The sequence below is a fragment of the Xanthomonas sp. WHRI 8393 genome (assembly GCF_040203315.1).
In the GTDB taxonomy this organism is placed as follows: Bacteria; Pseudomonadota; Gammaproteobacteria; order Xanthomonadales; family Xanthomonadaceae; genus Xanthomonas; species Xanthomonas arboricola.
This window is the reverse complement of the sequence record NZ_JBEGGL010000002.1, coordinates 107,135-132,457: the sequence shown is the minus strand read 5'-3', so window position 1 is coordinate 132,457 and position 25,323 is coordinate 107,135. Positions and strand designations below refer to the sequence as shown.

Here is a 25,323-nt window from a genome sequence, read left to right as displayed (position 1 = left end):
GCTCAGTCCAGCCGGATCTGCAATGCCTCTGCGGCTACCCGCGCCTTCGCGCGCGCGGCATCGATGCTGTCCGCGCGCGCCAGCGTGACGCCGACGCGGCGGTGACCGTCCACGCGCGGCTTGCCGAACAGGCGCAGTGCGGTGTCCGGGTCGCGCAAGGCCTGCGCGACATTGTCGAAGACCGGCACGCCGTGACCATGCGCCAGCAGCGCGCACGAGGCCGACGGGCCGCTCTGACGGATCACGCCGCCGTTTTCCGCACCGACCGGCAGGCCGAGAATCGCGCGCGCGTGCAGGGCGAATTCGCTCAGCTCCTGTGAGACCAGCGTGACCAGGCCGGTGTCGTGCGGTCGTGGCGAGACTTCGCTGAACCACACCTCGTCGCCCTTGACGAACAATTCCACCCCGAACAGACCCAGACCGCCCAGGTCGTCGGTGATGGCCTGCGCGATCTGCTGCGAGCGCTGCAAGGCGGCCGCTGACATCGGCTGCGGCTGCCAGCTCTCGCGGTAGTCGCCGTCCTTCTGCCAATGCCCGATCGGGTTGCAGAACGAGGTGCCACCGGCGTGCCGTACGGTCAACAAGGTGATCTCGTAATCGAAGTCGATGAAGCCCTCGACGATGCAGCGGCCGGCACCGGCACGTCCGCCGGTCTGCGCGTAGTCCCAGGCCGCCTCGATGTCCGCCTCGCTGCGCAGGGTGCTCTGGCCCTTGCCCGAGGACGACATCACCGGCTTGACCACGCACGGCAGGCCCACCGCGGCGATCGCCTCGCGATACTCGGCAGCCGTGTCGACGAAGCGATACGGCGAGGTCGGCAGGCCCAGTGTTTCGGCAGCCAGGCGGCGGATGCCCTCGCGGTCCATGGTCAGGCGAGCGGCGCGCGCGGTCGGGATGACCCGCTGGCCCTGCTCGCGTTCCAGCGCGAGCAGCGTTTCGGTATGGATCGCCTCGATCTCCGGCACGATCAGATGCGGCTGCTCCCGGGCGATCAGCGCGCGCAGCGCCTGGGGATCAAGCATGTCCAGCACGTGCGAACGGTGCGCCACCTGCATCGCCGGCGCGTCGGCATAGCGATCGGCGGCGATCACTTCCACCCCGAAGCGCTGCAATTCGATCGCTACTTCCTTGCCCAGCTCGCCCGAGCCCAGCAACAACACGCGGGTGGCGGAAGGCGACAACGGCGTGCCGAGAGTAGTCATGAGCGCAGTCCAGATCGGGAGGGGGCCGCCATTCTAACGGGCCATCACCATGGCCGCCGGTTGCGCGACTTGCACCAACTGATATCACTTTGATATCTTTTTTCCACTCCCCAAGGACACCCACCTCATGAAAGAGAAGCCGATCAGCTCACTGCCGGGCATTCCGGTCATCCTCGCCGCTGGCGCCGCATGCGCGGGCGCCGCCTGGTTCATTCTCACCACCCTGGCGGCCGGCAGCCCGACTCCAGGCGTGCTGCTGATTGCGCTGCTGGTGGTGGCGGCGGGCATCTTCATGCTGGCCGGCCTGTACACGCTGGAGCCGAACCAGGCGGCGGTGCTGAGCCTGTTCGGCAAGTACGTCGGCACGGTCAAGGACCCGGGCCTGCGCTGGAACAGCCCCTTCTATTCCAAGCGCCGGGTCAGCCAGCGCGTGCGCAACTTCGAGAGCGGCCGGCTCAAGGTCAACGAACTGGACGGCAGCCCGATCGAGATCGCTGCGGTCATCGTGTGGCAGGTGCTGGACGCTTCCGAGGCGGTCTACAACGTCGACGATTACGAAAGCTTCGTGCATATCCAGTCCGAAGCGGCGCTGCGCGCGATGGCCACCAGCTACCCGTACGACCAGCACGAAGACGATCAGATCTCGCTGCGCAGCCATCCGGCCGAAATCAGCGAACAGCTCAAGCGCCATCTGGACGAGCGCCTGACCCAGGCCGGCGTGGACGTGATCGAAGCGCGCATCAGCCACCTGGCCTACGCGCCGGAAATCGCCCAGGCCATGCTGCAACGCCAGCAGGCCAATGCGGTGATCGCCGCACGCACGCGCATCGTTGCCGGTGCGGTGGGCATGGTCGAAATGGCGCTGGCCGAACTGCAGAAAAACGGCGTGGTGCAGCTGGACGAAGAGCGCAAGGCGCACATGGTCAGCAACCTGCTCACCGTGTTGTGTTCTGATCGTGGTACCCAACCGGTGGTCAACGCCGGCTCGCTGTATTGAGGTGATGCAATGAATGTCATGGTGCCGTTGGTCGTCGCGCTTTCCGGCTTGCCTGCATTGGCAATCGCCGCCTCCATCGGTGCGGACGACGACGACCGCGCGCGCGGCCTGGGGCTGCGCTGGGCCCTGATCAGCCTGGTCATCCTGATCGGTGCTGCCTGCCTGTACTGGGCCGGCGACAACCGCGCCGGCATCTACGCGGTGGTGATCGGCATGCTCGTCGGTGTGAATGTGTTGATCGTGTCGATGGTGATGCACCTGCGCCGCCACAGCGGCCGCCAGGAGCGCGAGTGAGCGAGAAGAAGGCCTACCCGCTGCGCATCAACGCCGACGTGCTGGCCGCCGCGCAGCGCTGGGCCGACGACGAACTGCGCAGCCTCAACGCGCAGATCGAATACGTGCTGCGCGATGCGCTACGCAAGGCCGGGCGCCTGCCGAAGCCGCAGGGCGACAAGGACGCCGATGCTTGAAAGTAAGCCCGGTTGAGAACAAGCACAGACGTGAGTGATCGTCAGAACGGATCAGCTTCCGCTCGCATGCATCCGCCCCGCCGCTGCTCAACGGAGCATCTCTATCGGCGCACGCCAGCATTCGCGCCGCTCCGGACTGGCAGCCCTCACGTGGCACCCGCTAAGCTGCGGCGATGCGCAACTCCCCACGCTTTCTGTTCAACACCTCCGACATCGAACTGTGGCCGGCAGACCTGCTGCGTGCGCGCGGCAATGCGGATGCACGCGTGCTGGCGCAGGCCGACTGGCTGCTGCGGCGCAAGCGCGACGGACGCTACCTGGCCGCGCATCTGCCGCAGGGCGTGATGCCGTTGATCCCGCGACTGGCGTACGAGCCGGGGCTGGACGAGGCACTGGCGCTGCTGGAACTGCCAGGCGGGCGTGCATCGGACCGTACGAACACGCTGTTGCCGGTCAGCGGCGTGCAGCAGCGGCTGGCGCAACTGGAAATCGACGTGGAGGCGTATCCACGGCAGACCGGGCTGAGCCTGGTGGCCGAACCTGCTGCCCTGCACTTTGCCGGACGTGATCGTTTTGCACGGCCGTTGTGGCTCAGCGCCGGCGCAAGCCGTGCATGGCGGCAGATGCAGGCCGACGCTGCACGCGCTGGCGTGCTGCTGGATGCGTTGTCCGGCTATCGCAGCCACGATTACCAACTGGCGATCTTCGAACGCAAGCTGGCGCGCGGCCTGACGGTGCCGCAAATCCTGGCGGTCAACACCGCGCCCGGCTTCAGCGAACACCACAGCGGCGATGCACTGGATATCGGCACGCCCGGCGAGCCGCCGGTGGAAGAATCCTTCGAGACCACGCCGGCCTTCGCGTGGCTGCGCGACCACGCGGATCGCTTTGGCTACCGGCTGAGTTATCCGCGCGACAATCCCTACGGCATCATCTACGAGCCCTGGCATTGGCGTTGGTCGGCGGCGTAATGCGCGCGGCAAGCCGCACGCACCGCACTGCAGCGCCCTACTCCTGCGAGCGCGGCGTCGGCACTTTGGCTGCCACGCTGAAGTCGGCGATCTTCCACAGATAGAACGCGGCGTAGCTCCGGTACGGGGCCCAGCGTTCGCCGCGGATGGCCAGTTCCTTCGGCGTGGGCATCTGTTCCTGCCTGTCCACGCGCTGGGCGCCCTTGCGCACGCCCAGGTCATCGACGGGCAGCAGATCCGGGCGCCCCAGGCGGAACATCAGCATCATCTCCACCGTCCAGCGGCCAATGCCGCGCACCGGGATCAGCGCCTGCACGATCGCTTCCTCGTCCATGAAGGCGAGCCTGCGCAGGGAGGGAATCTCGCCATCGCGCTCGCGGCGCGCCAGATCGCGCAGCGCCAGCGACTTGTTGCCGGACACGCCACACGCGCGCAGTGCCGCGTCGTCGATGCGACCGAGCGTGTCTGCATGCAGGCGCGGCGCACCGATGGCCGCCTCCACCCGCGCCACGATCGTCGATGCGGCCTTGCCGCTGAGTTGCTGGAACAGGATCGCGCGCGCCAACGCGTCCACCGGATCGAACGGCTTGCGCCAACCCGGCTGTGCGGCGATCGGGCCGATGCGCTTCATCCACGCGCCCAGCACGCGATCGCGCCGGGTCAGGTGCGCGAAGGCGGCCTCCACATCGAATCCGCGGGCATGGCGCGGCATGCTCAGCGCCTCAACGCGCCGATCGCCAGCACCGCCCAGCCCAGCATCAGGCTGACGCCGCCCACCGGTGCAAGGCTGGTGGGCCAGTGCAGCAGCGCGCCGCCGACCAGGCTGCCGGCAAACAGCAGCGTGCCGAGCAACAGCAGATACAGGCCGAGCCGGCCAAGCGCGCGCGTTTCGGTGGTGCCGAGTACCGTCAGCACGGCACCGTGGCCAAAGGCATACAGCGCTGCCAGTTGCAGCCGCGATTGCACCAGCGCATCGGCTACCCCGTGCGAGGCATAGGCCGACAGGCCCACCGCGCTGGCGGCCAGCAAGGCGCCGCAAAACGCCAGCAGCGACGGATGTTTCTTGCGACGTTCGAGCAGTGACATAAAGGCGATTCCATTGCAGCACCGTGGCGCAAAAAAAAACGCGCCGCAGGACTGCGGCGCGTTTTCGTCTGGATCAGATCATCGTGGTGAGACGATTACTTGATGGCCCAGTAGACGTCGTAGGTACCGTCCTGCGTAAACGACTTGTCCACGCCGCCCTTCCACGACTCGTACGGACGCTCGGTCACGTCGTTGCCGTTGGTGGCAGCCCAGGCACGCAGGGAGCTGCGCACTGCGTCCAGGCCGGCCATGTGGCCTGCGTAGGTCGCAAACGCGGAACGGTGTGCCTTGGTGCGCTCGTACTTGACCGGTGCTTCCGAAGGGATGTTGACCTTCAACTCCTCGCCCGCTGCAGCAACCGGGGTTGCATCCACAGGTGCGGCAGCCGCGGCGTCATCCTTCTTGGCATCGGCCTTGGCGGTGTCGGCCTTGGCATCGGTCTTCGGCGCGCCACCGGCACGCTTGCGGACCGGCTGCACGACGTCGAACGCGTACTTGTCGCTAGCGAAGTCGGTGGTCACGATGCGGACCGGACCAGCAGCCTCGAGGCCGTTGGCGTCCATCACGCGCTTGATCCACTCCTGGTTGTCCTTGATCGACTTCTTGATCGTCTCGTTGTCACGATCGATGTTGCCCGCGTTGACGACCAGCAGGTCCTCGGCCGGCACATCGACGAGCTTGAGATCGCTCAACACCGGCTTGCCGTCGAGCTGGGCGCGGTAGTCGAAATTCGGCACGGTCGCCAGTGCGGTCGCCAGACGCGACAGACCCAGCTTCAGGTCGTCGCCCACGTGGCGGCTGACATACAGGCCGGCATAACGACCGAACAGGTTCCAGCCGTACTTGACGCTGTAGTCCTGGGTGATCTTGACGTTCTTGTTGTTCTTGCCGGTTGGCGCAAGGGTGAAGTTGGTGACTTTGTCGTAGCCCTTGGTGGGATCGTCGATCGAAATCTCAACACGCTCGTTCTTGACGCTGTTGGTGATCTCCCAGCTGCCGTCGCCGATATAGCCTTCGGTGGAGCTGTATTCGACGCGTGCACCCTTACCCTCGGTCGGGCCGACCAGCTTCAGCTGGATCTTCGGGTCACGCAGCACAAGCGGGTTCCAATCCTTGAAACGACGGAAGCTGTTCACGGTGTCGTAAACAATCGTCATCCTGCGGTTGGTCTCAACACTCTCGGACATCTGCCGCTCCGAGGGCAACACCAAGCCCACCACGACAAACAAGCCAGCCACGATCCCCAAGGCGATCAGGAACTCGATAATACGGGTCATTCAGGAGGTCTCCGGGGCCGATCCCACGGCCGGGTTGAGTGAAGCGAAGCCGCCATCCTAGCAGGCTTCGAGAAAGATGTTCAGTTGTGCGACGGGTAGCGCGGTCTTGCGGTGTCATCCACCGCGCAACCGCGCAGTCCATGACTGCGCAACCCCAACCTGCACAAGGGTTTGCTCAGATTGCGCGCAGCTATCATGCACATCGCGCGATGCCTGTGTGTGATGCGATTGCCGCCGGCGCCACGTTCTGCCTCCCGGCCGCGTGCGTGATCAGGTCGGAAACGACCAGACCACCCCGCCGGGTGCCCTGGCGTACGCGCAGCGTCGCGCACGCGTGGCCGCCATGCCGCATGCCGCGCCACCTGCGCTGCCGATCAGACCAATTGCAGCTCGAAGGCCTTCAGCACCGCGCGGGTGCGGTCGCGCACGCCGAGCTTGGACAGGATGTTGGAGACGTGATTCTTGATGGTGCCCTCGGCCACGCCCAGCGAGTTGGCGATCTCCTTGTTGGAGAAGCCGCTGGCCATCAGCCGCAGGATCTCGGTCTCGCGGTCGGTCAGCGGATCGGGCCGGTCCAGGCTGACGAACTCGTTGCGCATGTGCTCCAGGCCCGACAGCAGGCGCTGGGTCACCGCCGGCTGCACCAGCGAGCCGCCGTCGGCCACGGTGCGTATCGCGCCGACCAGTTGTTCCAGCGAGACGTCCTTGAGCAGGTAGCCCTTGGCGCCGGCCTTCAACCCGGCCAGCACCAGTTGGTCGTCGTCGAAGGTGGTCAGGATGATGGTCGGCGGCAGCGTGCCGTTGCGCGAGAGCATCTGCAGCGCCTCCAGGCCGGACATCACCGGCATGCGCATGTCCATCAGCACCACGTCGGGCTGGACCTGCGGGATCTGCTCGACCGCCTGCTTGCCGTCCGAGGCCTCGGCCACCACCTCGATGCCGTTATCCAGCGCCAGCAGCGAGCGGATGCCCTGGCGTACCAGGGTTTGGTCGTCGACCAGGCACACACGGATCATCAGAACACTCCTTGAGTCACGGCCGCAGGCATCAGTGCCGGCGCGCCTGGGACGGAGATGCGCAGGCCGAAGCCGTCACCCCGCCGGGTTTGAATCTCGAGCTGACCACCATACTGGTTCAGCCGCTCGCGCATGCCGCGCAGCCCGTTGCCGGGCGCCACCGTGTCGGCGCCATGGCCATCGTCGCGCGCGTCGATCAACACGGTGTCGGCATCGCGCCGCACCTGGATCCACAGATTGCGCGCACCGGCATGGCGCACCGCATTGGTGATGATTTCCTGGGTACAGCGCAGCAGCACGTGGGCGCGTTCGGGGTCGTCCAGGGTCAGCGGCTGGGCGATGTCCAGGTGGATGTCCAGCGACGGCACCTGGGTCACCAGCGGGCGCAGGGCCGCTTCCAGATCGATCGCGCCGCTGTCGCGCAGGTGGCTGACCGCTTCGCGCACGTCGGTGAGCAGCAGCTTGGCCAGCGTATGCGCCTGGCGCACGTGCTCCTGGGCCTGGCCGTCGGTGATGTGGCCGGCCACTTCCAGGTTCAGGCTCAGCGCGGTGAGGTGGTGGCCGAGCAGGTCGTGCAGCTCGCGCGAGATGCGGGTGCGCTCGTTGACGCGGGCGCTTTCGGCCAGCAGCGCGCGGGTGGCGCGCAGCTCGGCATTGAGCCGGCGCTGTTCTTCGCGGGCATCGGTCTGCTGGCGCGCGACCAGGCTGGTCACGAAGATGAACATCGAAAAGCCGCCGTACAGCAGCGACTGCATCAGCGCGGCGAACAGGGTGAAGTCCGGGCGCAGGTAATAGAACACCGGCAGCACCGCCAGCTGGCTGAGCACCAGCCAGGCCACGCCGATGCGCAGCGGCAGCAGCCAGGGGATCACCCCGGCCGCCACCATCATCAGGATGCTGCCCAGCCCGGTCCCGCTCAGATAGCTGACCGCCAGCGCGAAGATGGTCAGCAGCAGCAGGATCAGCCGGTCGTACCAATGCGCATGGCCGCCGCTGCTCAGGCCGCGGGTCAGCCAGAAGTAGCTGGCGCCGAAGCCGACGAAGAACGCCGACATCAGCAGGCCTTCGGCCACGCTGCGGTGGTCGCCCTCTTCGGCCGCCGGCCAGTAGGTGTACACCAAGGGCATGGCGATCATTGCCCAGGTGAACAGGCCGGCGAAGCGCAGGACGCGCGTATGACTGAGGTATCCCAACATGCAGGCATCTTAGGCGCTCGCCGGGCGGCTGCCCTCTTGCCGGAAGTCATGCATGCGTGTGGCATGGCGCGCCGGGCCTGGCAGCAGGAGCTGCCGGCATTGGCATGCTGCAGTCGGTTCTCATGCCTGGCTGGCAGCACACGGCGGGTCGCCGCTTCAGGCCACGCATGCAATAATCCGACGCAGATCCGATTTCGGGTCGAGAGCGTTACCCCACGGAGTCCCAATGTCGATCGTTATCCGCGACGTGCGCGAGCACGAGCTCGATTCCGTCCTGGCCCTGAACAACAATGCCGGACTGGCAATCCTGCCGCTGGATTCAACCAAGCTGCAACGTTTCTACGAGCAGGCCGAATATTTCCGCGTCGCCGAGCGCGACGGCAACCTGGCCGGGTTCCTGGTCGGGTTCGGCAGCGGCAGTGCGCATGACAGCAGCAATTTCGCCTGGTTCCGGGACCGTTACCCGGAATTCTTCTATATCGACCGCATCGTGGTCGCCAGCCGCCGTCGCGGCGGTGGCGTCGGGCGTGCGTTCTACGCCGATGTGCAGAGCTACACCGAGTTGCGCTACCCGCAACTGGCCTGCGAGGTGTTCCTGGACCATGGCGCCGATGCGGCGCTGCTGTTCCATGGCAGCTTCGGCTTCCGCGAGGTCGGCCAGAACACCATGGCCGATGTCGAGGTGCGCGCCAGCATGCTGATGAAAGACATGTGCAGCTATCCGTGGGTCAAGGAGACCTATGCCGGCAAGTTGCCCGACCACCTGCCGTGGGTCGGCCGGCCGCGTCATGCCGCCGCCACCGACAACCCGTCGACGGGGAGCTGAGGCGTGGCGAGCGTGAATGTGGATTTTGAACAGGCCGGCGAACTGAAGATCGGCCAGGTGGGCATTGCCAACCTGCGCGTGCGCACGCTGGACGTGCCGCGCCTGGTGCGCGAGATGCGCGAGCGCGTGACCCGCGCGCCGAAGTTGTTCGGACGCGCGGCGGTGATCCTGGATTTCGGCGGCTTGTCGCAGGTACCGGACCTGGCTACGGCCAAGGCGCTGCTGGACGGCCTGCGCGATGCCGGCGTGTTGCCGGTGGCACTGGCCTACGGCACCAGCGAGATCGACCTGCTCTCGCAGCAGCTCGGCGTGCCGCTGTTGGCCAAGTTCCGTGCGCAATACGAGCCGACCGCGGTGAGCCCGCCGCCGCCGCCACCACCGGCGCGTGCCGAACCCGCAGCGCCCGCGGCGCGGCCGGCGCCTGGACGCATGCAACGCAACGCGGTGCGCTCGGGCCAGCAGCTGTATGCGGAGAACTGCGACCTGACTGTGCTCAGTACGGTCGGTGCCGGGGCGGAGGTCATCGCCGACGGCAGCATCCATATCTACGGTACCCTGCGTGGCCGCGCGTTGGCCGGCGCCCAGGGCAACCCTGACGCGCGCATCTTCTGCCGCGACTTCCACGCCGAACTGGTTGCCATCGCTGGCCACTACAAGGTGCTGGACGATGTTCCCATGGACCTGCGTGGCAAGGCCGTCCAGGTCTGGCTGGAGCAGGATCAGATCAAGATCGCTGCGCTGGACTGACGCAGCCCAACCACAGAAATATTCGGAGAAATCCTTTGGCTGAAATCATCGTAGTCACCTCCGGCAAGGGCGGCGTTGGCAAGACCACCACCAGCGCGAGCCTGGCCTGCGGGCTGGCACGGCGCGGCAAGAAGGTCGCCGTCATCGACTTCGACGTCGGTCTGCGCAACCTGGACCTGATCATGGGCTGCGAGCGGCGCGTGGTGTACGACTTCGTCAACGTCGTGCATGGCGAAGCCACGCTCAAGCAGTCGCTGATCAAGGACAAGCGCTTCGACAACCTGTACGTGCTGGCTGCCTCGCAGACCCGCGACAAGGACGCGCTGACCCAGGAAGGCGTGGAGAAGGTGCTCAAGGACCTGGCCGCCGACGGCTTCGACTACATCGTCTGCGATTCGCCGGCCGGCATCGAGAAAGGCGCGTTCCTGGCGATGTATTTCGCCGACCGTGCGGTGGTGGTGGTCAATCCGGAAGTTTCCTCGGTCCGCGACTCGGACCGCATCATCGGCCTGCTCGATTCCAAGACCCGCAAGGCAGAGCAAGGCCAGACCGTGCCGGCCTTCCTGCTGCTGACCCGCTACAGCCCGGGCCGCGTGGAAGGCGGCGAGATGCTCAGCATCACCGACGTGGAGGAAGTGCTGGGGCTGAAGGCCATCGGCGTGATTCCCGAATCCGGCGATGTGCTCAACGCCTCCAACAAGGGCGAGCCGGTGATCCTGGATGCCGAGTCCCCGGCCGGCCAGGCCTACGACGACGCGGTCGCCCGCATCATGGGCGAAGAGCGCCCGATGCGATTCACATCCGTGGAGAAGAAAGGCTTCTTCAGCAAGCTGTTCGGAGGGTAAGCATGGGCCTGCTCGATTTTCTCAAGAGCAAGAAGAACACCGCCGAGACGGCCAAGAACCGCCTGCAGATCATCATTGCGCAGGAGCGCAACCACCGCGGCGGGCCGGATTACCTTCCGCTGCTGCAGCGCGAATTGCTGGAAGTGATCAAGAAGTACGTCAACATCGACGCCGATGCGGTGCGGGTTGATCTGGTCAAGGATGGCGAGCATGACGTGCTCGATATTTCGGTTGCCTTGCCCGAAGACGGCGACAAGTAAGCGTTCCCTGCGGCACCGTGTTTGCACGGTGCCGCCTTGACGGCCCGAACCGACCGCGAGCCCTTGCGTGTGACCATCGATTCCTCTCCCAGCCCCGAGCCAGCCAGCGTGTTGTGCGTGGGCGATATCGGCCTGGACGCGCCGGCCGCGCTGCTCGCCCGCTATGGCCTGCGCCTGCATCGCGTGGAAGCCGGCGCGCCGATCCCCGGCAGTTTCTGGGGCGAACCGGAAGCCGGCATCATCGGCTGCGATGTCTATGTGCGTGACGACACGCCGGTGCATTCGCTGTTGCACGAGGCCGGGCACCTGATCGTCCTGCCGGCCGACAAACGCGCGGCTGTGCATACCGACGCCACCGATTCGGTGGATGAGGAAGACGCCACCTGTTATCTGCAGATCCTGCTGGCCGAGCAATTGCCGGGCGTGGGCAGCGCGCGCCTGATGACCGACATGGACACCTGGGGCTACACCTACCGGCTGGGATCCACGCGTGCCTGGTTCGAGCAGGACGCGGAAAATGCGCGCAGCTGGTTGAGCGCGCGCGGTTTGCTGCCGGCCTGAGTGCCCGCGCCGTGGTCGAGGGGCGTTGCGCTGGATGCGGCTCTCGAGATCAGTCGATGCGTCCACTCAACGCAGTGGCTGCCACGAAGTAGTAAACAGCCGTCGGGCGCTGGCAGATGCCGCACACGCGGCGTGTGCGCGACCACGTGCGATGTCACCGCCTGCGTGACTGCCCCATCATCCCTTCGCTGTCGCGGCCAATGCCCCGGACAGGTCCAGCGTCGCCACCGTGCCCTGCCCGGCATTGGAATCCAGGTTCAGATGCCAGCCCAGATGCTCGCAGAGCCGTCCGATCAGTTCCAGCCCGATGCCGTTGCCCTGGCGTGCGTTGCCGCGCGCCAGGCGCGCGTAGATCGCGCTGATCTCCTCCGGCGTCATTCCGTGGCCCGGGTCGGCAATGCGCACCACACCTGGTGCCGATAGCGAGACGCGGATGATGCCGCGGTCGCTGTTCTCGATCGCGTTGCGCAACAGGTTGCCGATGGCGGTCTGCACGATCGCCACCGGTGCGGTGAGGCTGCATGGCGGAAGCGGATCGGTGAGTACCTGCAGGTCCTTGTCGGCGAGCAGATGCGCGTGGTCGGCGACGATCTCCGGCAGCAACTGGTCCAGACGCAGCGTATCGCTGGTGCGCGTCAGCCGGCCGGGGTCCTTGGCCAGCACCAGCAACAAGGTGATCAACTGCTCCACCGCGGCGCTGGTCTGGGCGATGCGCTCCAGCTGGTGGCGCACCGCCGGTGGTGTGCCGGCTTGCTCCAGCGCCAGTTCAGCGGCGTTGCCGATCACCGCCAGCGGGGTGCGCAACTCGTGGCTGGCACTGTCGATGAAGGCGCGTTCGCGTTCGACGAACTGGCCGTTGCGATCGAGATAGTCGTTGAGCGCGTCGGCAATCACGTACAGCTCGGCGCTGCCCTGCGGGCCAACAGCAATGCGTTGCGCACGCCGCTCCGGACGCAGCGCGCCGATGTCGCGCGCCAGCTCCACCAGCGGGCGCACCAGCCGCGCCATCGCATAAGTCCCCATCAGCAAGGTGATGCCGATCAGCGCGACGCCTGCAGCCAGCATCCAGCGGGTGATGAACTGCTCAAGCGCTTCGAAATCGGTGATGTCCAGCACCAGCGCCAGGCGCCCGGCATGCGGCGTGTCGCGCACCATCACCGCGCTCTGGCGGCCGGCGATTTCCAGCTCGTCGTGCAGGCCGGGATGCAGCGTGCGCAGGACCGGCGGCACTGCCGCGCTGCCGTCGACGCGATACAGCCGCAGGGTGTCCGAGTCCTGCCAGCGGTAATCCGGATTCTGCGCACTGCGATCCAGGATGCTGTCCAGCTCCGAATTCAACAACGAGCGCCACACGCCGTGTTCTGCGCGTTCGTGCAGATACTGCGCGGTGCCGAACACCGCCAGCACCATCAGCAGCGTGTAGCCGAACAACCACACCAGCACGCGGCGGCCCAACGGGCGCTGCCTAAGCATCGCTGCACTCGCCCGCGGCCGGATCGCCGGCACCTTCCAGCGGCGCCAGGCGATAGCCCAACCGCGGCAGGGTGTGGATCAGTTTCTGCGCGAACGGGCCATCCACGCTGCGACGCAACTCATAGATATGCGAGCGCAGCATGTCGCCATCGGGTGGATCGTCGCCCCATAGCGATTGCTCCAGCCGCTGGCGGGTGACCGCGGCGGGGCTGGCCTGCATCAGCACTTCCAGCAGCTTGCGGCAGGCCGGATACAGGTGCAGCACCTGGCCGGCGCGGGTGGCTTCCAGCGTGGACAGGTCCAGACGCAGATCGGCCACCTGCAGCAACTTGCCGCGTCGGCGCCCATGCGCACGCGCAAGCAGGGCCTCGATGCGGACCTCCAGTTCCGGCAGCGCGAACGGCTTGGTCAGATAGTCGTCGGCACCGGCCCGGAAGCCGGCGATCTTGTCGGGCAGCTCGTCGCGGGCGGTGAGCATGATCACCGGCAGCTCGGACTGGTGCTGCTCGCGCAGGCGGCGCAGCACTTCCGGGCCGTCCATGCGCGGCATCATCCAATCCAGCACCAGCACGTCGTACTGCTGGGTGGTGGCCAGATGCAGGCCGGTGATGCCGTCGGGCGCTGCGTCCAGGGTGTGCCCGCGCGCTTCGAAATAGTCGAACAGGTTGGCAACCATGTTGCGGTTGTCTTCGATGACCAGCAGCCGCATGAGCGCGTTTCCAGGGCGGCCCGGCAGGGACGATGTGCGCATCCTAACCGAGCCTGGCCGAACACAGCCGCTCTGGATGGTTCCGACAAAATTCCGACCTGCTTGCCGGATAGTGTGGCGCCCCACCGATCGGGGCGTGCGCGTGTCGCCTGCCATCTCCGCCGCCACTTCCCGCCAGCGTGCACTGCTCGCCGCCGTGTTGCTGATCATCGTCAGCCTGCTGGCCGGGCTGGGCCTGCGCCAGCCCAACCCGCCGGACGAGCCGCGCTTTGTGCTGGCCGCACGCAGCATGGTCGCGACCGGTCAGTGGCTATTGCCGCACCGGGGCAGCGAGCTGTACGCCGAAAAGCCGCCGGTCTTCATGTGGTTGCAGGCAGCCAGCTACGAGCTGGTGCCGCACTGGTCGGTCGCGTTCCTGCTGCCTTCGCTGCTGGCTGCGCTCGCCACGTTATGGCTGACCTGGGACATCGCGCGGCGATTATGGAACCGACGCGTGGCGCGGCATGCGGTACTTGCGTTGTTTGCGGTGCTGCAGTTCGGCCTGATGGCCAAGCGTGCGCAGATCGACATGGTGCTGGTGGCGCTGACCACGCTGTCGTTGTGGGGGATGCTGCGGCATCTGCTGCGCGGGCCGGACTGGCGCGCATGGACGCTGGGATTGTTCGCCGCCGGCGTGGGCACGGTGACCAAGGGCGTGGGCTTTCTGCCCTTGCTGCTGTTGCTGCCGTGGATGGCGCTGCCGCGCAGGCACTGGCGCGTGCTGCCGGCACGCGCACAGGCCGGGCGCAGCTGGTTGCTGGTGCTGCCCGCGTTCCTGGCGGGGACCGCGGTATGGCTCGGTCCGCTGGGTATCGCGTTGTGGCAGAGCAACGACCCGGCGCTGCATGCCTACGCGCACGAGTTGTTGTTCAAGCAGACCGGTACCCGTTATGCGCACGCCTGGCATCATGTCAAGCCGGCCTGGTACTACCTGCAGGTGATCGCCACGCTGTGGTTGCCCGGCTGCCTGCTGTTGCCCTGGTTGCTGCCGGCCTGGTGGCGACGGCTGCGACGCGGCGACCAGCGCTATCTGTTGCTGCTTGCCTGGAGCGTGTTGGTGCTGGTGTTCTTCAGCGCCAGCCCGGGCAAGCGCGAGGTCTATATCTTTCCGATGCTGCCGGCCCTGTGCATCGCCGCTGCACCGCTTCTGGCCGGGCTGCTGCGCAAACGTGGCGTCCGCGTGTTGCTGACCGGCTACCTGCTGCTGCTTGCGCTGGCCGCTCTTGCATTGGGCAGCGGTATCGCACTGCATCTGCACTGGGCGGAAAACACCGCCCTGCAGCGCGGGATGGAGTTGGCCTCGCTGCGATCGGTGGGTCTCTGGTTGATCGGGCTGGGCGTGGTCGGCCTGGCGACAATTGCATGGTCGCGTGGCAAGCGCACCGGTACCGCGGTGGTGGTGGTGACCGCCGCACTATGGAGCGTGTACGGCCTGGGCTTGATGCCGGCACTGGACCCTTACAGTTCTGCCGCCCGCTTGATGCAGCGCGTGGGACAGCGCATCGGCCCGGAGGCCGAGCTCGGCATGCTGGCCTGGCGCGAGCAGAACATGCTGCAGGCGGATCGACCGGTCACCGACTTCGGCTTCAAGGCGAGTTGGCAGCAGCAGTGGGCCAAGGCCGGTCCATGGCTTGCACACGCACCTGAGCGTCGTTGGCTGTTCGTCCTCAAGCAGGCGGTACCGGCGTGCATCGATCCGGCGCAACGGATCGATATTGGCGAGTCCAACCGCAATCAATGGCAGTTAATACACGGCACGGCATGGCATGTCGACTGCATCTCACGAATATCCGATGAAAAGGAGATAAGTGCGGATTCCGACGCGGATTGATATACCCGATAAACGTTAACGTTCGCGCAACTCGGGTCCGACCACTTTCCGACATGCCGCTTTCGAAGATGCAGGGTAATGACGACCAGCCCGATTCTTCGATGACCACGCTTCCCATTTACGCGCCGAGATCAGCGCGCTCTTTCGCATTGCTGCAGACGCGATTTCTTGCTCTGCACCTGTGGCTTCCGCTGGCATGCGTGGCACTGCTCAGTGCGCTATTGATGAACCTCGGCGGTGACCAATGGATTGCCGATGCGCTGTATCGACTGGAAGGCGGACACTGGCTACTGAAAGACCACTGGTTTACCAGCGACCTCGTCCATCGCATTGGAAAGTGGTTGAGCACGGCTACAGCCATCGGTGTATTGGTGCTGGCTGTGCTTGCTTGGTGCAACCAACGTCTGCGCGCAATGCGCTGGCCATTGACATATCTCGCGACCTCAATCGCCTTGTCGACGTCGCTTGTTTCCTTGCTCAAGTCGTGGACGGCGATGGATTGCCCATGGGATTTAAGCCGTTATGGCGGCACCCATCCAATGATCGGGCTATTCGAATCGCGCAACGGCATTGCTGCGTCCGGTTGTTTCCCTGCAGGCCACGCCAGTGCCGGTTATGCGTGGGTGGCTTTGTATTTCTGTGCGCTAGCACTGCGTCCTGCGTGGCGTGTTCCTGCATTGTGGCTGGGCATCGCGGCAGGCTTGTTATTCGGGATTGCGCAGCAATTACGCGGCGCGCATTTTCTGTCGCACGACCTGTGGTCGCTGGCGGTGTGTTGGGGAACTGCACTTGCACTGTACTGCGTGATGCTGGCTCGACCGCATCGCGCCAATGATGTGGTGTTGCAATCGGGGGATGCAGCATGAGTACCTATCTACCGCAATCGCGTGGGCTCAAGCGCCTGCGCGCACTGAGCTGGACGACGCGACCGACGGTCTCGACCGAAACCTTGGTGTTGTTGTCGAGTCTGTTCTTCGCACTGGTGTGCAACCAGCTGTTCTGGCACACGGCCATGGCCACGCATCCGGGCAGTCTCGGGTTTGCCATCTCGTTGATGGCCTTGCTGGTGGCCGTGCATGCGTTATTGCTGGGCCTGCTGGTGTGGCGCTGGAACGCCAAGCCGCTGTTGACGCTGCTGCTGTTCACCACCGCGCTGGCTGCGCACTACATGGACAGCTACAACGTCTACCTGGATGCGGACATGCTGCGCAATGTGCTGCATACCGACCACAAGGAATCGCGCGAACTGCTCACGCCCGGCTTGATCCTGCCGCTGCTGTGCTACTTCCTGATTCCGGCCACGCTGTTGTGGCGCACGCGCCTGCAGGCACGCAGCATCGGCAGATCACTGGCAATCCGCGCCGGCTTCTTGCTGGTGGTGGCAGTGGTCGGCGCGGCCGGCGCGATGCTGTCGTCGCAGGACGTCTCGGCATTGATGCGCAATCACCGCGAGGTGCGCTACCTGGCCACGCCGATCAACTACATCGTGGCGCTGCGGCAGAACCTCAAATCCGATTCGCCGATCAAGCATGCGCCCAAGCAACCGGTCGAACACGATGCCATGGCCACACCACGTGCACCGGGAAGCCGTCCGCGCCTGCTGCTGGTGGTGCTGGGCGAAACCGCACGTGCGCAGAACTGGGGCCTCAACGGCTATGCGCGCCAGACCACGCCCGAGCTGGCCCAGGCCGGGGTGATCAATTTCCCCGACATGCATTCCTGCGGCACCAGCACCGAGGTCTCGGTGCCGTGCATGTTTTCGCCGTTCGGCCGCCGCGATTACAACGAGGACACGATCCGCGGCCACCAGTCGCTGCTGCATGTGCTCGAACACGCCGGCATTTCCACGCTGTGGCGCGACAACCAGTCCGGCTGCAAGGGCGTCTGCGATGGCCTGGACATCCAGAAGCTGGACGATGCCACCACGCCAGGGCTGTGCGCCGATGGCCGTTGCATGGACGAGATCCTGCTGAGCGACCTGGCTGCGCAAGTGCGCGCAAAGCCCGGCGACCGCGTGGTGGTGCTGCATCAACTCGGCAGCCACGGACCGAGTTACTTCGAACGCTACCCGGCACAGTTCGAGCGCTTCAAACCGGTGTGCAAGACCGCCGACCTGGGCAGTTGCAGCCGCCAGAACATCGTCAACGCCTACGACAATTCCATCACCTATACCGATCACTTCCTCAACCAGGCCATCCACACGCTGCGCGGGCTGCAGGACTACGACACCGCGATGATCTACCTCTCCGATCACGGCGAATCGCTGGGCGAAAAAGGCCTCTACCTGCATGGCGTGCCCTACGCGATCGCGCCCAAGGAACAGACCCACGTGCCGATGGTGATGTGGTTCTCGCCGGAGTTCGCACGTGACCGCGGCCTGGACGAAACCTGCCTGCGCCACCGTGCCGGCCAGTACACCGATCAGGACGCGCTGTTTCCGTCGGTGCTCGGTCTGATGCAGGTCAAGACCAGCGCCTATGCACGCGAGCGCGATCTGTTCGCGCAATGCACGGGATAGACGCGACTGAATTTCTTCAAGCATGGCTTATCGAAGGCACGGTGCCCTAGCCGCTCGCGCGATACGCCGTGAATCCTCCCGTGGAGGTTCCTTGGCGGCATCCATGCCGGCGAGGACACCGCGCCAGTAAGTTGGTCGGCTTCTTTTTTGAAGACTTGCTGCGCGGCTTGCGATGGAAAGATTTTCGGACGCACGACGCTCCGAACAACGCGCATCAGGCACTGCTCTTACCGTGCACACCGACTATCTCGACGGGTCCTTGCCCGCCCACCGTCGCGGGACCTTACGCGGCATGGATGCCGCGTAAGCGCCTACATGGACGTACTTGCGGCGTGTCCTGCGAGGGTGGGCGGGCAAAGGCCCTGCAACCCAGCCGCAGATCATCCGCTCTGTAGCCGATCTATCCGCGCTGTCCAGACCTTTGGAGCACGACACCCAAAACAACGCGTGACAAGCTGCTTGTCGCGCGTGTGTCGGACTTCGAGCATCTAACAACGCGCATTACGCACTGCTCTTACCGTGCACACAGACCATCTCGACTGGTCCTTGCCCGCCCACCCTCGCGGGACCTTACGCGGCATGGATGCCGCGTAAGAGCCTACATGGACGTACTTGCGGCGTGTCCTGCGAGGGTGGGCGGGCAAGGGCCCCGCAGCCAAGCGGCAGATCAACCGCTTTGCAGCTGATACATCAGCGTCGTCCAGTCCTTTGGAGCACGACACCAAAAGCAATCTCGTGAAAAGCTGCTTGTCGCGCGTGTGTCGGACGTCGAGTATCGAACAACGCGCATCACGCACTGCTCTTACCGTGCACACCGACCATCTCCACTGGTCCTTGCCCGCTCACCGTCGCGGGACCTTACGCGGCATGGATGCCGCGTAAGAGCCTACACGGACGTACTTGCGGCGTGTCCCGCGATGGTGGGCGGGCGAGGGCCTTGCAGCCAAGCGGCAGATCATCCGCTCTGCAACTGATCCGCCTGCACCGCTCCATCAACCCAATGCCATCGGCCCCCCAGTCTTGAAGCAACTGGCAGTACATCGCGAGCAAACAGGTAACGGCCGTGCCCGCCTGCGATGAGCACGCCAATGTGGCACTTGCTCTGACGAGCACAGATGGATTTGCAGCCGTCCGAGTCGCGTACACCGTGACAGCGCTTGCGGTGGAACCCGACGCGCTCTAGCCTGCGTCGGACTTCACCGCAAGGACCACCCGTGAATCCTCGTTTGTTGTGGCTGGCGCTGGCCGTGGCCGCCGGCACCGTGTCGTTGTCGGCCTGCCGTCAGGACGCGGCAGCACCCGCCAAGCCCGCTGCCACCAAAACCGCGCCGGAGGAAAGCGCCGACCAGTTCGTCGCGCGCATCAGCGCCGAGTACAAGGCCGCTTACCCGGAACTCACCGCCGCGCAATGGTTGTCCTCGACCTACATCAACGGCGACTCGCAGCTGCTGGCCGCCAAGGCCAACGAACGCTCGCTGGCGCAACTGGACCACTGGATCGAACAATCCAAGCAGTATGCAGGCACCCCGATGTCGGCCGACAGCGCGCGTGCATTGCAACTGCTGAAATTGATGAGCGCCCTGCCCGCCCCACGCGACCCGGCCAAGCTGGCAGAGCTCACCCGGATCGCCGCCAAGATGGAAGGCGATTATGGTGCGGCCAGTTATTGCGTGGACGATGGCGAACAACGCCGCTGCCGCCAGCTTGGCGAGCTGGAACAGGTGCTGGCCAGCAGCCGTGATTACGCCGAACAGCTGGATGCCTGGCAGGGCTGGCATGGCACTGCAGTCCCGATGCGCAAGGACTACCAGCGCTTTGTCGAGCTCGCCAACGAGGGCGCGCGCGGGCTGGGCTTTGCCGATGTCGGCGTGCTGTGGCGCAGCGGTTACGACATGCCGCCAGCGCAACTGGCCAGCGAGACCGACCGTCTCTGGGACCAGGTCAAGCCGCTATACGCACAACTGCAGTGCTATGCGCGCGGCAAGCTCGATACGCAGTACGGCAAGGACAAGGGCGAGCTCGCCGGAGGCATGTTGCCCGCACATCTGATGGGCAACATGTGGCAGCAGGACTGGAGCAATCTGTGGGACCTGCTGCAGCCATACCCGGGTGCCGGCGACCTGGACATCACCGCTGCGCTGGAAAAACAGTACCAGGGCAACCTGAGTGCGGTGCTGGCGCGCACTACCGGCACGGAGGGCGGCAGTGGCGCACGCTTCCAGGCCGAGCGCGAAGCGCAGCTGCGCACCGCAAAACAGATGACCGAACGTGCGCAGGATTTCTACACCTCGCTCGGCATGCCCAAGCTCCCCGACACCTATTGGCAGCGTTCGCAGTTCATCAAACCGCTGGACCGCGACGTGGTCTGCCATGCCAGCGCATGGGACATGAACATGGGCGGCGAAGCGACCCAGAACATCGGTGCGGACGTGCGCACCAAGATGTGCATCAAGCCGACCGAAGAAGATTTCACCACCATCTATCACGAGCTTGGGCACATCTATTACGACCTGGCCTACAACCCGCTGCCGCCACTGTTCCAGAACGGCGCCAACGACGGTTTCCACGAAGCGATCGGCGACACCATCGTGCTGGCGATGACGCCCAAGTATCTGCAGTCGATCGACATGGTGGGCGAACAGCAAACCAGCCGCGAGGCGCTGATCAATTCGCAGATGCGCATGGCGCTGAGCAAGGTTGCCTTCCTGCCGTTCGGGCTGATGATCGACCGCTGGCGCTGGGGCGTGTTCGACGGCTCGATCCCCCCCGAGCGTTACAACCAGGCCTGGTGGGAACTGAAAGCCAAGTACCAGGGCGTTGCACCGGCGAACCCACGCGGCGAAGAGTTCTTCGATGCCGGCGCCAAGTACCATGTGCCCGGCAACACGCCGTACACCCGGTATTTTCTTGCGCACATCCTGCAGTTCCAGTTCTACAAGGGCCTGTGCGAAGCCGCCGGCCATCAAGGCCCGTTGTATGAGTGCAGTTTCTACGGCAACAAGGACGCCGGGCAGAAGTTCTGGTCGATGCTGCAACGGGGCTCGAGCCAACCCTGGCAGACCACGCTGAAGGAACTTACCGGCAACGACCGCCTGGATGCCGGCCCGATGCTGGAATATTTCGCACCGATGAACGAGTGGCTGAAGCAGCAGAACCAGGGGAAATTGTGCGGCTGGCAGGCGAACGCACCCGCGGCCGCCAGCACGACGCCTGTGCCCGCCGCAACGCACTGACGCACGCGCTTCGCGCGGAATGCGGCGGCCCTCACCTGGCCGTCGCATAACGTTGATTTGATAAACGCACAAAACGCCGGCGATATACTGCGCGCCCGCTGCACCGGCGCAGCATGCAGGATGCATCCAGTGAACAACCCCTCCACCGGCCCGGACCCGCGCGACGCGGACCGCAACAAGCAGTTCATCGACGACGCAAACGATCGCGCATTCGACCCGATCTACAGCAGCAAGAGCAGCGACTACGCGCTGGAAGTGGGCGGCAGCAACATCGAGCTCAGCCCCGAAGATCAGACGGTCAAGTATTCCCATACCAGCCAGCAGAGCAGCGGCAGTCCGACGCAGCCGCTGGGCGAAAACAGCCTGCGCACCAGCCGCTCGCTCGGCCTGGGCAAGCTCAGCGACGCCGAAGCGGAGACCACCACCTTCAACCTCGAGGCCGATGCCAACACCGGCCAGCAGCAACGCCTGCAGACCAAGCTCGGCGACAGCAAGCTGAGCATCGAGACCAGCACCAGTGCCGGGCAGCGCATGCGTTACGCACTGACGCTGCCCGGTGCCGACCAGCCTGCAGAGGCTGCCACCCGCGTCAATCCGCTGCAGCCGGAGAGCCTGCCGATCGGCGCGCGCGCAGTGATGGACGCCCAGACCTACACCCAGCGCGACGCCTCGGCGAGTCTGCAACACCTCACCATGCAAAGCGAGATCACCGAAGCCAGCGGCCGCAGCTACCTGATCGAGCGCGTGGACGAGCGCCACGTGCGTGTGGTGACCGGGCCCAATGCAGCCATCGAGGCAGTGAACGCCGTTGGCGTCAAGGTGGGACCGGCGCAGGCCCTGCTCGGGCGCGCCGACGCCCTGGGCCAGTCGCGTGTGGAGAGCGCGCAATTCGACCTGGCCGATCCGCGTGCGCGTGCAGCCATGGGCGCGTTCATACGCGAGGGCAAGATGGCACCGGGTGTGCCCGGCGTCGATGAGCTACAGACGGTGGAGCGGATCAGTTTCAGCTCGCAGCAGCGTCTGCAGCTGGAATTGGGCCCGCTCAGCGCCGATGTGGCCGGCAACCGGAATCAGGGCAGCCAGGTGCGCATCAGCACACCGGGCCAGGACGGCTACACCGTGGTGCAGCAGCTGCAATACGGCGGCAACGTGCCGCTGACGATCGTGCGCCAGTACGACGGCAACGACACCGAACGCGTGCAGGAACGCAGCTACCGCTTCGAGATCGATGGTGATGTCGCCGCGCCGGGGCTGCTGCAACGCCTGGGCGGGCGCAACGAGGCCAGCGAGGAGAAGGCGATTGCACAGAATCTCAACAGCGCGCTGAGCGGCGACATGGCGGGCACCGGTGCGATTGCGGCAGGGCAGAAGACCACGCTGGCCTTCAGCGAGGCGCAGATGCAGGCGCTAATGCAGCAGACCCAGGCCAGCGTCGAAGCCGGCAGGATCGGCGGCAGCTCGCTGACGGCGCTGGTCGGCGACCGCAACGCCGCACCGCAGTCACCCGAACGCTTCGCGATCGCGATGGCGCGCAATGTGGGCGGCGAGCCGTATCCGTTCGTCGAGCGGCTGCAGCGCATCGCCGACGGCGCCGATGGGACATACGACGGCCGGTTGCAGCGCATCGATGCCGAGGCGCTTCCGCGCCAGGCGGCTGCGGAAACCGCGGCGGCGGATCCGCGCAATCCGGCCAGTCCGGACCATGCGCTGCTGAGCCAATGCACCGCAGCGGTGGAGCAGTTGGAGGCCGCGCGCGGCCGCGTACCCGATGCGGACAGCGAGCGCCTGGCAGCCGGCGCGCTGGTGGCCGCACGCGAGCACGGGCTGCAGCGCGTCGACCACGTGGTGCTCGGCCGCGACCCGGCACAGGGCTTCGTGGTCCAGGGAGCGCTGGATTCGCCGGCGCACCTGCGCGGACCCTTCGATGCCCAGGCCGCGCAGCAGACGCCGGTGGACCACAGCCTGCAGCGCGCGCAGGCAGTGGGCGCCGAGCAGGATCGCAACGCCGCAGCGCAGGAACAGGCGCAGCAGCAGGACGTCCAGCGACAGGCACCGGCGCGCTGATTCAGCGCGCTGGCTGATCCGCAGCCAAGCGCTGGCGCAGGTCAGCACCGAACACTGCCCGCTGACGCGGAATGGGCCGTGTCCGGAGCCGGTCTCGCCGACACCGCTGCGTTATGACCTCAGTTGGTGCGCGCAGGCACCAGCTTCTGCGCGAACTCGATCCGGAACGCCTCGAAATCCCTGCCATCGGCGGCCGCCTCGGCATGCGCCGCGTCCTTGAGCGCGTCCGAATAGGTCAGCCGCACCGGCGTGCCCTGGCGTTCGTGCAGCTCGGCCGCGCGCATGATCAGGGCCAGCACCTGGGCGGCGCTGGTGCTTTCGCCGGCAATGCGGCCGTCCATGCCCAGCACCCATTCGCCGTCGCGGCGGACAATGCCGGCCAGTAGCGTGCGTTGCTGGTCGCGCAGTTCGGCATGCGGCTCGATCGGCGAGACCGGCGCGGGATTGGCGGCGGCCTGGTTGCGCTGGCGCTCGGCGGCGCGCTTGCGGGCATCGCGGCGCAGCTTGGAATCGGTGGACATGCAGGCTCCTGTGAGGTCAGAGATGGTCGGCCGGCTCCAGAGGCACTGCCTCCTCGGCCTGGCGGCGGCGCAGACGGCGGCCGCTGCGGCGTTCCCAGCGCCAGAATAGCCAGCCCAGCAGGAAAAAACCGGTCATGCCGATCGCCAGATGGCGCGGGTGTTCACTCAGCAGCGGCGACAGCACCCCGGCCACCAGCGTATTGGTCATCAGCTGGGTGAAGGCCTGCAGCGAGGAGGCCAGGCCGCGCTGATGCGGGTACATGTCCAGCACCGCCAGCGCCAGGATCGGGAAGATCAGCGCCATGCCCACGCCGGCCAGGAAGATCGGCAGCACCGCCCAGGGCAGCGCGATCTGCGCCGCCGTCATGGTGTAGCCCAGGTTCGCCAGCGCCGCCACGCCGCAGCAGATGAAGCCGATGCGGATCTGCCGCACCGGGTCCATGCTGCCGGCCATGCGCCCGGACAGGAACGAGCCCAGGGTCATGCCGCCGATGGTGGGAATGAACAACCAGGCGAAGTCGCCCTCGCCCAGGTGCAGGTGGCGCATGATCAGCACCGGCGCCGAGGCGATATACAGGAAGATGCCGGCGAAGTTGAACGCACCGGCCGCGGCCAGCCGCTGGAAACGCGGGTTGAAGCCGATCCGCACGTAGTCGTGCATCAGGCGGCGCAGTTGCAGCGGCGTGCGCGCCTCCGGCGGGTGGGTCTCCGGCAGCCAGGTCAGCGTGGCCACCAGCAGCACCAGCCCGAACGCCACCAGGAACCAGAAGATCAGCGGCCAGCCGGCGCCGCTGAGCAGGATCCAGCCGCCGATGATCGGCGCGATCGCCGGGGCGATGCCGAAGATCATCGACACCTGGCTCATCAGCCGTTGCGCGTCCGCCCCCTGGAACAGGTCGCGGATCACCGCCCGCCCGACGATCATGCCCACCCCGGCCGACAGCCCCTGCAGCGCGCGGAATGCCAGCAGGGTGGGCAGGTCCTGTGACAGCGCGCAGCCCACCGAGCCGGCGATGAACAGCACCAGCCCGCCCAGGATCACCCGCTTGCGGCCCCAGGCATCGGACAGCGGGCCGTGCGCGATGCTCATCAGCCCGTAGGCGAGCAGATAGACGCTGATGGTCTGCTGGATCGCCACCTCGTCCACCGCCAGGCTACGGCTGAGCCGCGAGAACGCCGGGAAGATGGTGTCGATGGAAAACGGGCCGAACATCGCCAACCCGGCGAGCAGCAGCGCCATGCGACGGGTGGAAGGCGTGGTGGGGGTCATGCAGGGATCCGAAACGTGGTGCATCGGGGGGACGCACGCCGGCGCCGCCCTGGGGGCGGCGTCGGGATGGGCACAAGGGCGTCGATGATAGGCGCTCGCCGTTGCAAGGTTAAGCAAACCCGAGCGCATGGCCTGCCGCGTGCGCTCCGGCGCGTGCGCACGCAGGCTATAATCGGCCGGCAACACGGTGGGAGAAGCGGCACTGCCGCTG

The 25,323-nt window shown here is 66.0% G+C and carries 24 protein-coding genes; 14 read left to right on the top strand and 10 right to left on the bottom strand.

All coding sequences use genetic code 11. The annotated features are described in order from the left end of the window. Nucleotides 1–2: 2 nt before the first annotated feature. Entirely contained in the window at nt 3–1,202 is a 1,200-nt protein-coding gene (gene purT, locus ABQ137_RS06480; protein ID WP_115043205.1) for a formate-dependent phosphoribosylglycinamide formyltransferase, read from the bottom strand. 127 nt (nt 1,203–1,329) lie between these two features. On the opposite strand from purT, the gene ABQ137_RS06475 reads away from it, so the two are divergent. The 4 genes from ABQ137_RS06475 (at nt 1,330) to ABQ137_RS06460 (ending at nt 3,640) form a co-directional block, all read left to right on the top strand. Continuing rightward, nucleotides 1,330–2,199, top strand: coding sequence for an SPFH domain-containing protein (locus ABQ137_RS06475; protein ID WP_349781640.1), 870 nt, complete (start codon nt 1,330–1,332; stop codon nt 2,197–2,199). A 9-nt stretch (nt 2,200–2,208) separates the two neighbouring features. After that, the gene (locus tag ABQ137_RS06470) at nt 2,209–2,493 is read left to right on the top strand and encodes a hypothetical protein (RefSeq protein ID WP_016901699.1); all 285 of its coding nucleotides are present in this window, start codon (nt 2,209–2,211) and stop codon (nt 2,491–2,493) included. Continuing rightward, nucleotides 2,490–2,669, top strand: a complete 180-nt coding sequence (locus ABQ137_RS06465; RefSeq protein ID WP_024939461.1) for a type II toxin-antitoxin system antitoxin — start codon at nt 2,490–2,492, stop codon at nt 2,667–2,669. The genes ABQ137_RS06470 and ABQ137_RS06465 overlap by 4 nt, the downstream gene beginning before the upstream one ends. 173 nt (nt 2,670–2,842) lie before the next feature. Next, complete coding sequence (locus ABQ137_RS06460) at nt 2,843–3,640, top strand: M15 family metallopeptidase (RefSeq protein WP_184516525.1); 798 nt, start codon at nt 2,843–2,845, stop codon at nt 3,638–3,640. 37 nt (nt 3,641–3,677) lie between these two features. Here ABQ137_RS06460 and ABQ137_RS06455 read toward each other — a convergent pair whose 3' ends face one another. The 5 genes from ABQ137_RS06455 to ABQ137_RS06435 form a co-directional block, all read right to left on the bottom strand. After that, on the bottom strand, nt 3,678–4,352 hold the full coding sequence (locus tag ABQ137_RS06455; RefSeq protein WP_184516522.1) for a DNA-3-methyladenine glycosylase family protein: 675 nt from the start codon (nt 4,350–4,352) through the stop codon (nt 3,678–3,680). A 2-nt stretch (nt 4,353–4,354) separates the two neighbouring features. Further along, a complete protein-coding gene (locus ABQ137_RS06450; RefSeq protein ID WP_184516519.1) occupies nt 4,355–4,726 on the bottom strand; it encodes a DUF423 domain-containing protein in 372 nt (123 codons plus the stop codon). A gap of 95 nt (nt 4,727–4,821) precedes the next feature. Further along, nucleotides 4,822–6,003, bottom strand: a complete 1,182-nt coding sequence (locus ABQ137_RS06445) for a polyketide cyclase (protein WP_039815379.1) — start codon at nt 6,001–6,003, stop codon at nt 4,822–4,824. A 374-nt stretch (nt 6,004–6,377) separates the two neighbouring features. Then, nucleotides 6,378–7,019 carry a response regulator gene (locus ABQ137_RS06440; protein ID WP_016901693.1) on the bottom strand — a complete coding sequence of 214 codons (642 nt, stop codon included), beginning with the start codon at nt 7,017–7,019 and terminating at the stop codon, nt 6,378–6,380. Next, nucleotides 7,019–8,215: a sensor histidine kinase gene (locus tag ABQ137_RS06435; protein WP_016901692.1), complete on the bottom strand. Its 1,197-nt coding sequence runs from the start codon at nt 8,213–8,215 to the stop codon at nt 7,019–7,021. The genes ABQ137_RS06440 and ABQ137_RS06435 overlap by 1 nt, the downstream gene beginning before the upstream one ends. A gap of 226 nt (nt 8,216–8,441) precedes the next feature. Between ABQ137_RS06435 and ABQ137_RS06430 the strand changes: the two genes are divergently transcribed. The 5 genes from ABQ137_RS06430 (at nt 8,442) to ABQ137_RS06410 (ending at nt 11,454) form a co-directional block, all read left to right on the top strand. Further along, on the top strand, nt 8,442–9,041 hold the full coding sequence (locus ABQ137_RS06430; protein ID WP_024939465.1) for a GNAT family N-acetyltransferase: 600 nt from the start codon (nt 8,442–8,444) through the stop codon (nt 9,039–9,041). A 3-nt stretch (nt 9,042–9,044) separates the two neighbouring features. After that, on the top strand, nt 9,045–9,788 hold the full coding sequence (gene minC, locus ABQ137_RS06425) for a septum site-determining protein MinC (protein ID WP_046342009.1): 744 nt from the start codon (nt 9,045–9,047) through the stop codon (nt 9,786–9,788). Nucleotides 9,789–9,823: 35 nt separating this feature from the next. Next, entirely contained in the window at nt 9,824–10,633 is an 810-nt protein-coding gene (gene minD / locus ABQ137_RS06420; protein WP_046342008.1) for a septum site-determining protein MinD, read from the top strand. A 2-nt stretch (nt 10,634–10,635) separates the two neighbouring features. Next, nucleotides 10,636–10,893 (top strand): cell division topological specificity factor MinE, encoded by a 258-nt coding sequence (gene minE / locus ABQ137_RS06415; protein WP_005994583.1) that lies wholly within the window; start codon nt 10,636–10,638, stop codon nt 10,891–10,893. Between the two features lie 69 nt (nt 10,894–10,962). Further along, nucleotides 10,963–11,454, top strand: a complete 492-nt coding sequence (locus tag ABQ137_RS06410) for a hypothetical protein (RefSeq protein WP_102252572.1) — start codon at nt 10,963–10,965, stop codon at nt 11,452–11,454. A gap of 177 nt (nt 11,455–11,631) precedes the next feature. Here ABQ137_RS06410 and ABQ137_RS06405 read toward each other — a convergent pair whose 3' ends face one another. Both ABQ137_RS06405 and ABQ137_RS06400 read right to left on the bottom strand, forming a co-directional pair. Then, complete coding sequence (locus ABQ137_RS06405; protein ID WP_184516516.1) at nt 11,632–12,927, bottom strand: sensor histidine kinase; 1,296 nt, start codon at nt 12,925–12,927, stop codon at nt 11,632–11,634. Further along, the gene (locus ABQ137_RS06400) at nt 12,920–13,636 is read right to left on the bottom strand and encodes a response regulator transcription factor (protein WP_016901685.1); all 717 of its coding nucleotides are present in this window, start codon (nt 13,634–13,636) and stop codon (nt 12,920–12,922) included. The genes ABQ137_RS06405 and ABQ137_RS06400 overlap by 8 nt, the downstream gene beginning before the upstream one ends. Before the next feature lie 136 nt (nt 13,637–13,772). On the opposite strand from ABQ137_RS06400, the gene ABQ137_RS06395 reads away from it, so the two are divergent. The 5 genes from ABQ137_RS06395 to ABQ137_RS06375 all read left to right on the top strand — a co-directional run bounded on the left by ABQ137_RS06395 (nt 13,773) and on the right by ABQ137_RS06375 (nt 23,321). Beyond that, on the top strand, nt 13,773–15,506 hold the full coding sequence (locus ABQ137_RS06395; protein ID WP_184615364.1) for an ArnT family glycosyltransferase: 1,734 nt from the start codon (nt 13,773–13,775) through the stop codon (nt 15,504–15,506). 101 nt (nt 15,507–15,607) lie between these two features. Next, complete coding sequence (locus ABQ137_RS06390; RefSeq protein WP_184516510.1) at nt 15,608–16,372, top strand: phosphatase PAP2 family protein; 765 nt, start codon at nt 15,608–15,610, stop codon at nt 16,370–16,372. Beyond that, the gene (locus ABQ137_RS06385) at nt 16,369–18,024 is read left to right on the top strand and encodes a phosphoethanolamine transferase (RefSeq protein ID WP_065049271.1); all 1,656 of its coding nucleotides are present in this window, start codon (nt 16,369–16,371) and stop codon (nt 18,022–18,024) included. The genes ABQ137_RS06390 and ABQ137_RS06385 overlap by 4 nt, the downstream gene beginning before the upstream one ends. A 1,214-nt stretch (nt 18,025–19,238) precedes the next feature. Continuing rightward, entirely contained in the window at nt 19,239–21,257 is a 2,019-nt protein-coding gene (locus ABQ137_RS06380; RefSeq protein ID WP_349781636.1) for a M2 family metallopeptidase, read from the top strand. Between the two features lie 129 nt (nt 21,258–21,386). Continuing rightward, complete coding sequence (locus ABQ137_RS06375) at nt 21,387–23,321, top strand: XVIPCD domain-containing protein (protein WP_349781634.1); 1,935 nt, start codon at nt 21,387–21,389, stop codon at nt 23,319–23,321. Between the two features lie 119 nt (nt 23,322–23,440). On the opposite strand, the gene ABQ137_RS06370 is transcribed toward ABQ137_RS06375, so the two are convergent. Together ABQ137_RS06370 and ABQ137_RS06365 are read right to left on the bottom strand one after the other, a co-directional pair. Further along, entirely contained in the window at nt 23,441–23,842 is a 402-nt protein-coding gene (locus ABQ137_RS06370) for a hypothetical protein (protein WP_016901679.1), read from the bottom strand. A gap of 16 nt (nt 23,843–23,858) precedes the next feature. Next, entirely contained in the window at nt 23,859–25,112 is a 1,254-nt protein-coding gene (locus ABQ137_RS06365; RefSeq protein WP_024939474.1) for a multidrug effflux MFS transporter, read from the bottom strand. Between the last annotated feature and the right edge of the window lie 211 nt (nt 25,113–25,323).

Coding starts and splice junctions, on each gene's coding strand:
- purT (WP_115043205.1), bottom strand. CDS start 1,202: ATGACTACTCTCGGCACGCCGTTGTCGCCTTCCGCCACCCGCGTGTTG.
- ABQ137_RS06475 (WP_349781640.1), top strand. CDS start 1,330: ATGAAAGAGAAGCCGATCAGCTCACTGCCGGGCATTCCGGTCATCCTC.
- ABQ137_RS06470 (WP_016901699.1), top strand. CDS start 2,209: ATGAATGTCATGGTGCCGTTGGTCGTCGCGCTTTCCGGCTTGCCTGCA.
- ABQ137_RS06460 (WP_184516525.1), top strand. CDS start 2,843: ATGCGCAACTCCCCACGCTTTCTGTTCAACACCTCCGACATCGAACTG.
- ABQ137_RS06455 (WP_184516522.1), bottom strand. CDS start 4,352: ATGCCGCGCCATGCCCGCGGATTCGATGTGGAGGCCGCCTTCGCGCAC.
- ABQ137_RS06450 (WP_184516519.1), bottom strand. CDS start 4,726: ATGTCACTGCTCGAACGTCGCAAGAAACATCCGTCGCTGCTGGCGTTT.
- ABQ137_RS06445 (WP_039815379.1), bottom strand. CDS start 6,003: ATGACCCGTATTATCGAGTTCCTGATCGCCTTGGGGATCGTGGCTGGC.
- ABQ137_RS06440 (WP_016901693.1), bottom strand. CDS start 7,019: ATGATCCGTGTGTGCCTGGTCGACGACCAAACCCTGGTACGCCAGGGC.
- ABQ137_RS06435 (WP_016901692.1), bottom strand. CDS start 8,215: ATGTTGGGATACCTCAGTCATACGCGCGTCCTGCGCTTCGCCGGCCTG.
- ABQ137_RS06430 (WP_024939465.1), top strand. CDS start 8,442: ATGTCGATCGTTATCCGCGACGTGCGCGAGCACGAGCTCGATTCCGTC.
- minE (WP_005994583.1), top strand. CDS start 10,636: ATGGGCCTGCTCGATTTTCTCAAGAGCAAGAAGAACACCGCCGAGACG.
- ABQ137_RS06405 (WP_184516516.1), bottom strand. CDS start 12,927: ATGCTTAGGCAGCGCCCGTTGGGCCGCCGCGTGCTGGTGTGGTTGTTC.
- ABQ137_RS06400 (WP_016901685.1), bottom strand. CDS start 13,636: ATGCGGCTGCTGGTCATCGAAGACAACCGCAACATGGTTGCCAACCTG.
- ABQ137_RS06390 (WP_184516510.1), top strand. CDS start 15,608: ATGACCACGCTTCCCATTTACGCGCCGAGATCAGCGCGCTCTTTCGCA.
- ABQ137_RS06385 (WP_065049271.1), top strand. CDS start 16,369: ATGAGTACCTATCTACCGCAATCGCGTGGGCTCAAGCGCCTGCGCGCA.
- ABQ137_RS06370 (WP_016901679.1), bottom strand. CDS start 23,842: ATGTCCACCGATTCCAAGCTGCGCCGCGATGCCCGCAAGCGCGCCGCC.
- ABQ137_RS06365 (WP_024939474.1), bottom strand. CDS start 25,112: ATGACCCCCACCACGCCTTCCACCCGTCGCATGGCGCTGCTGCTCGCC.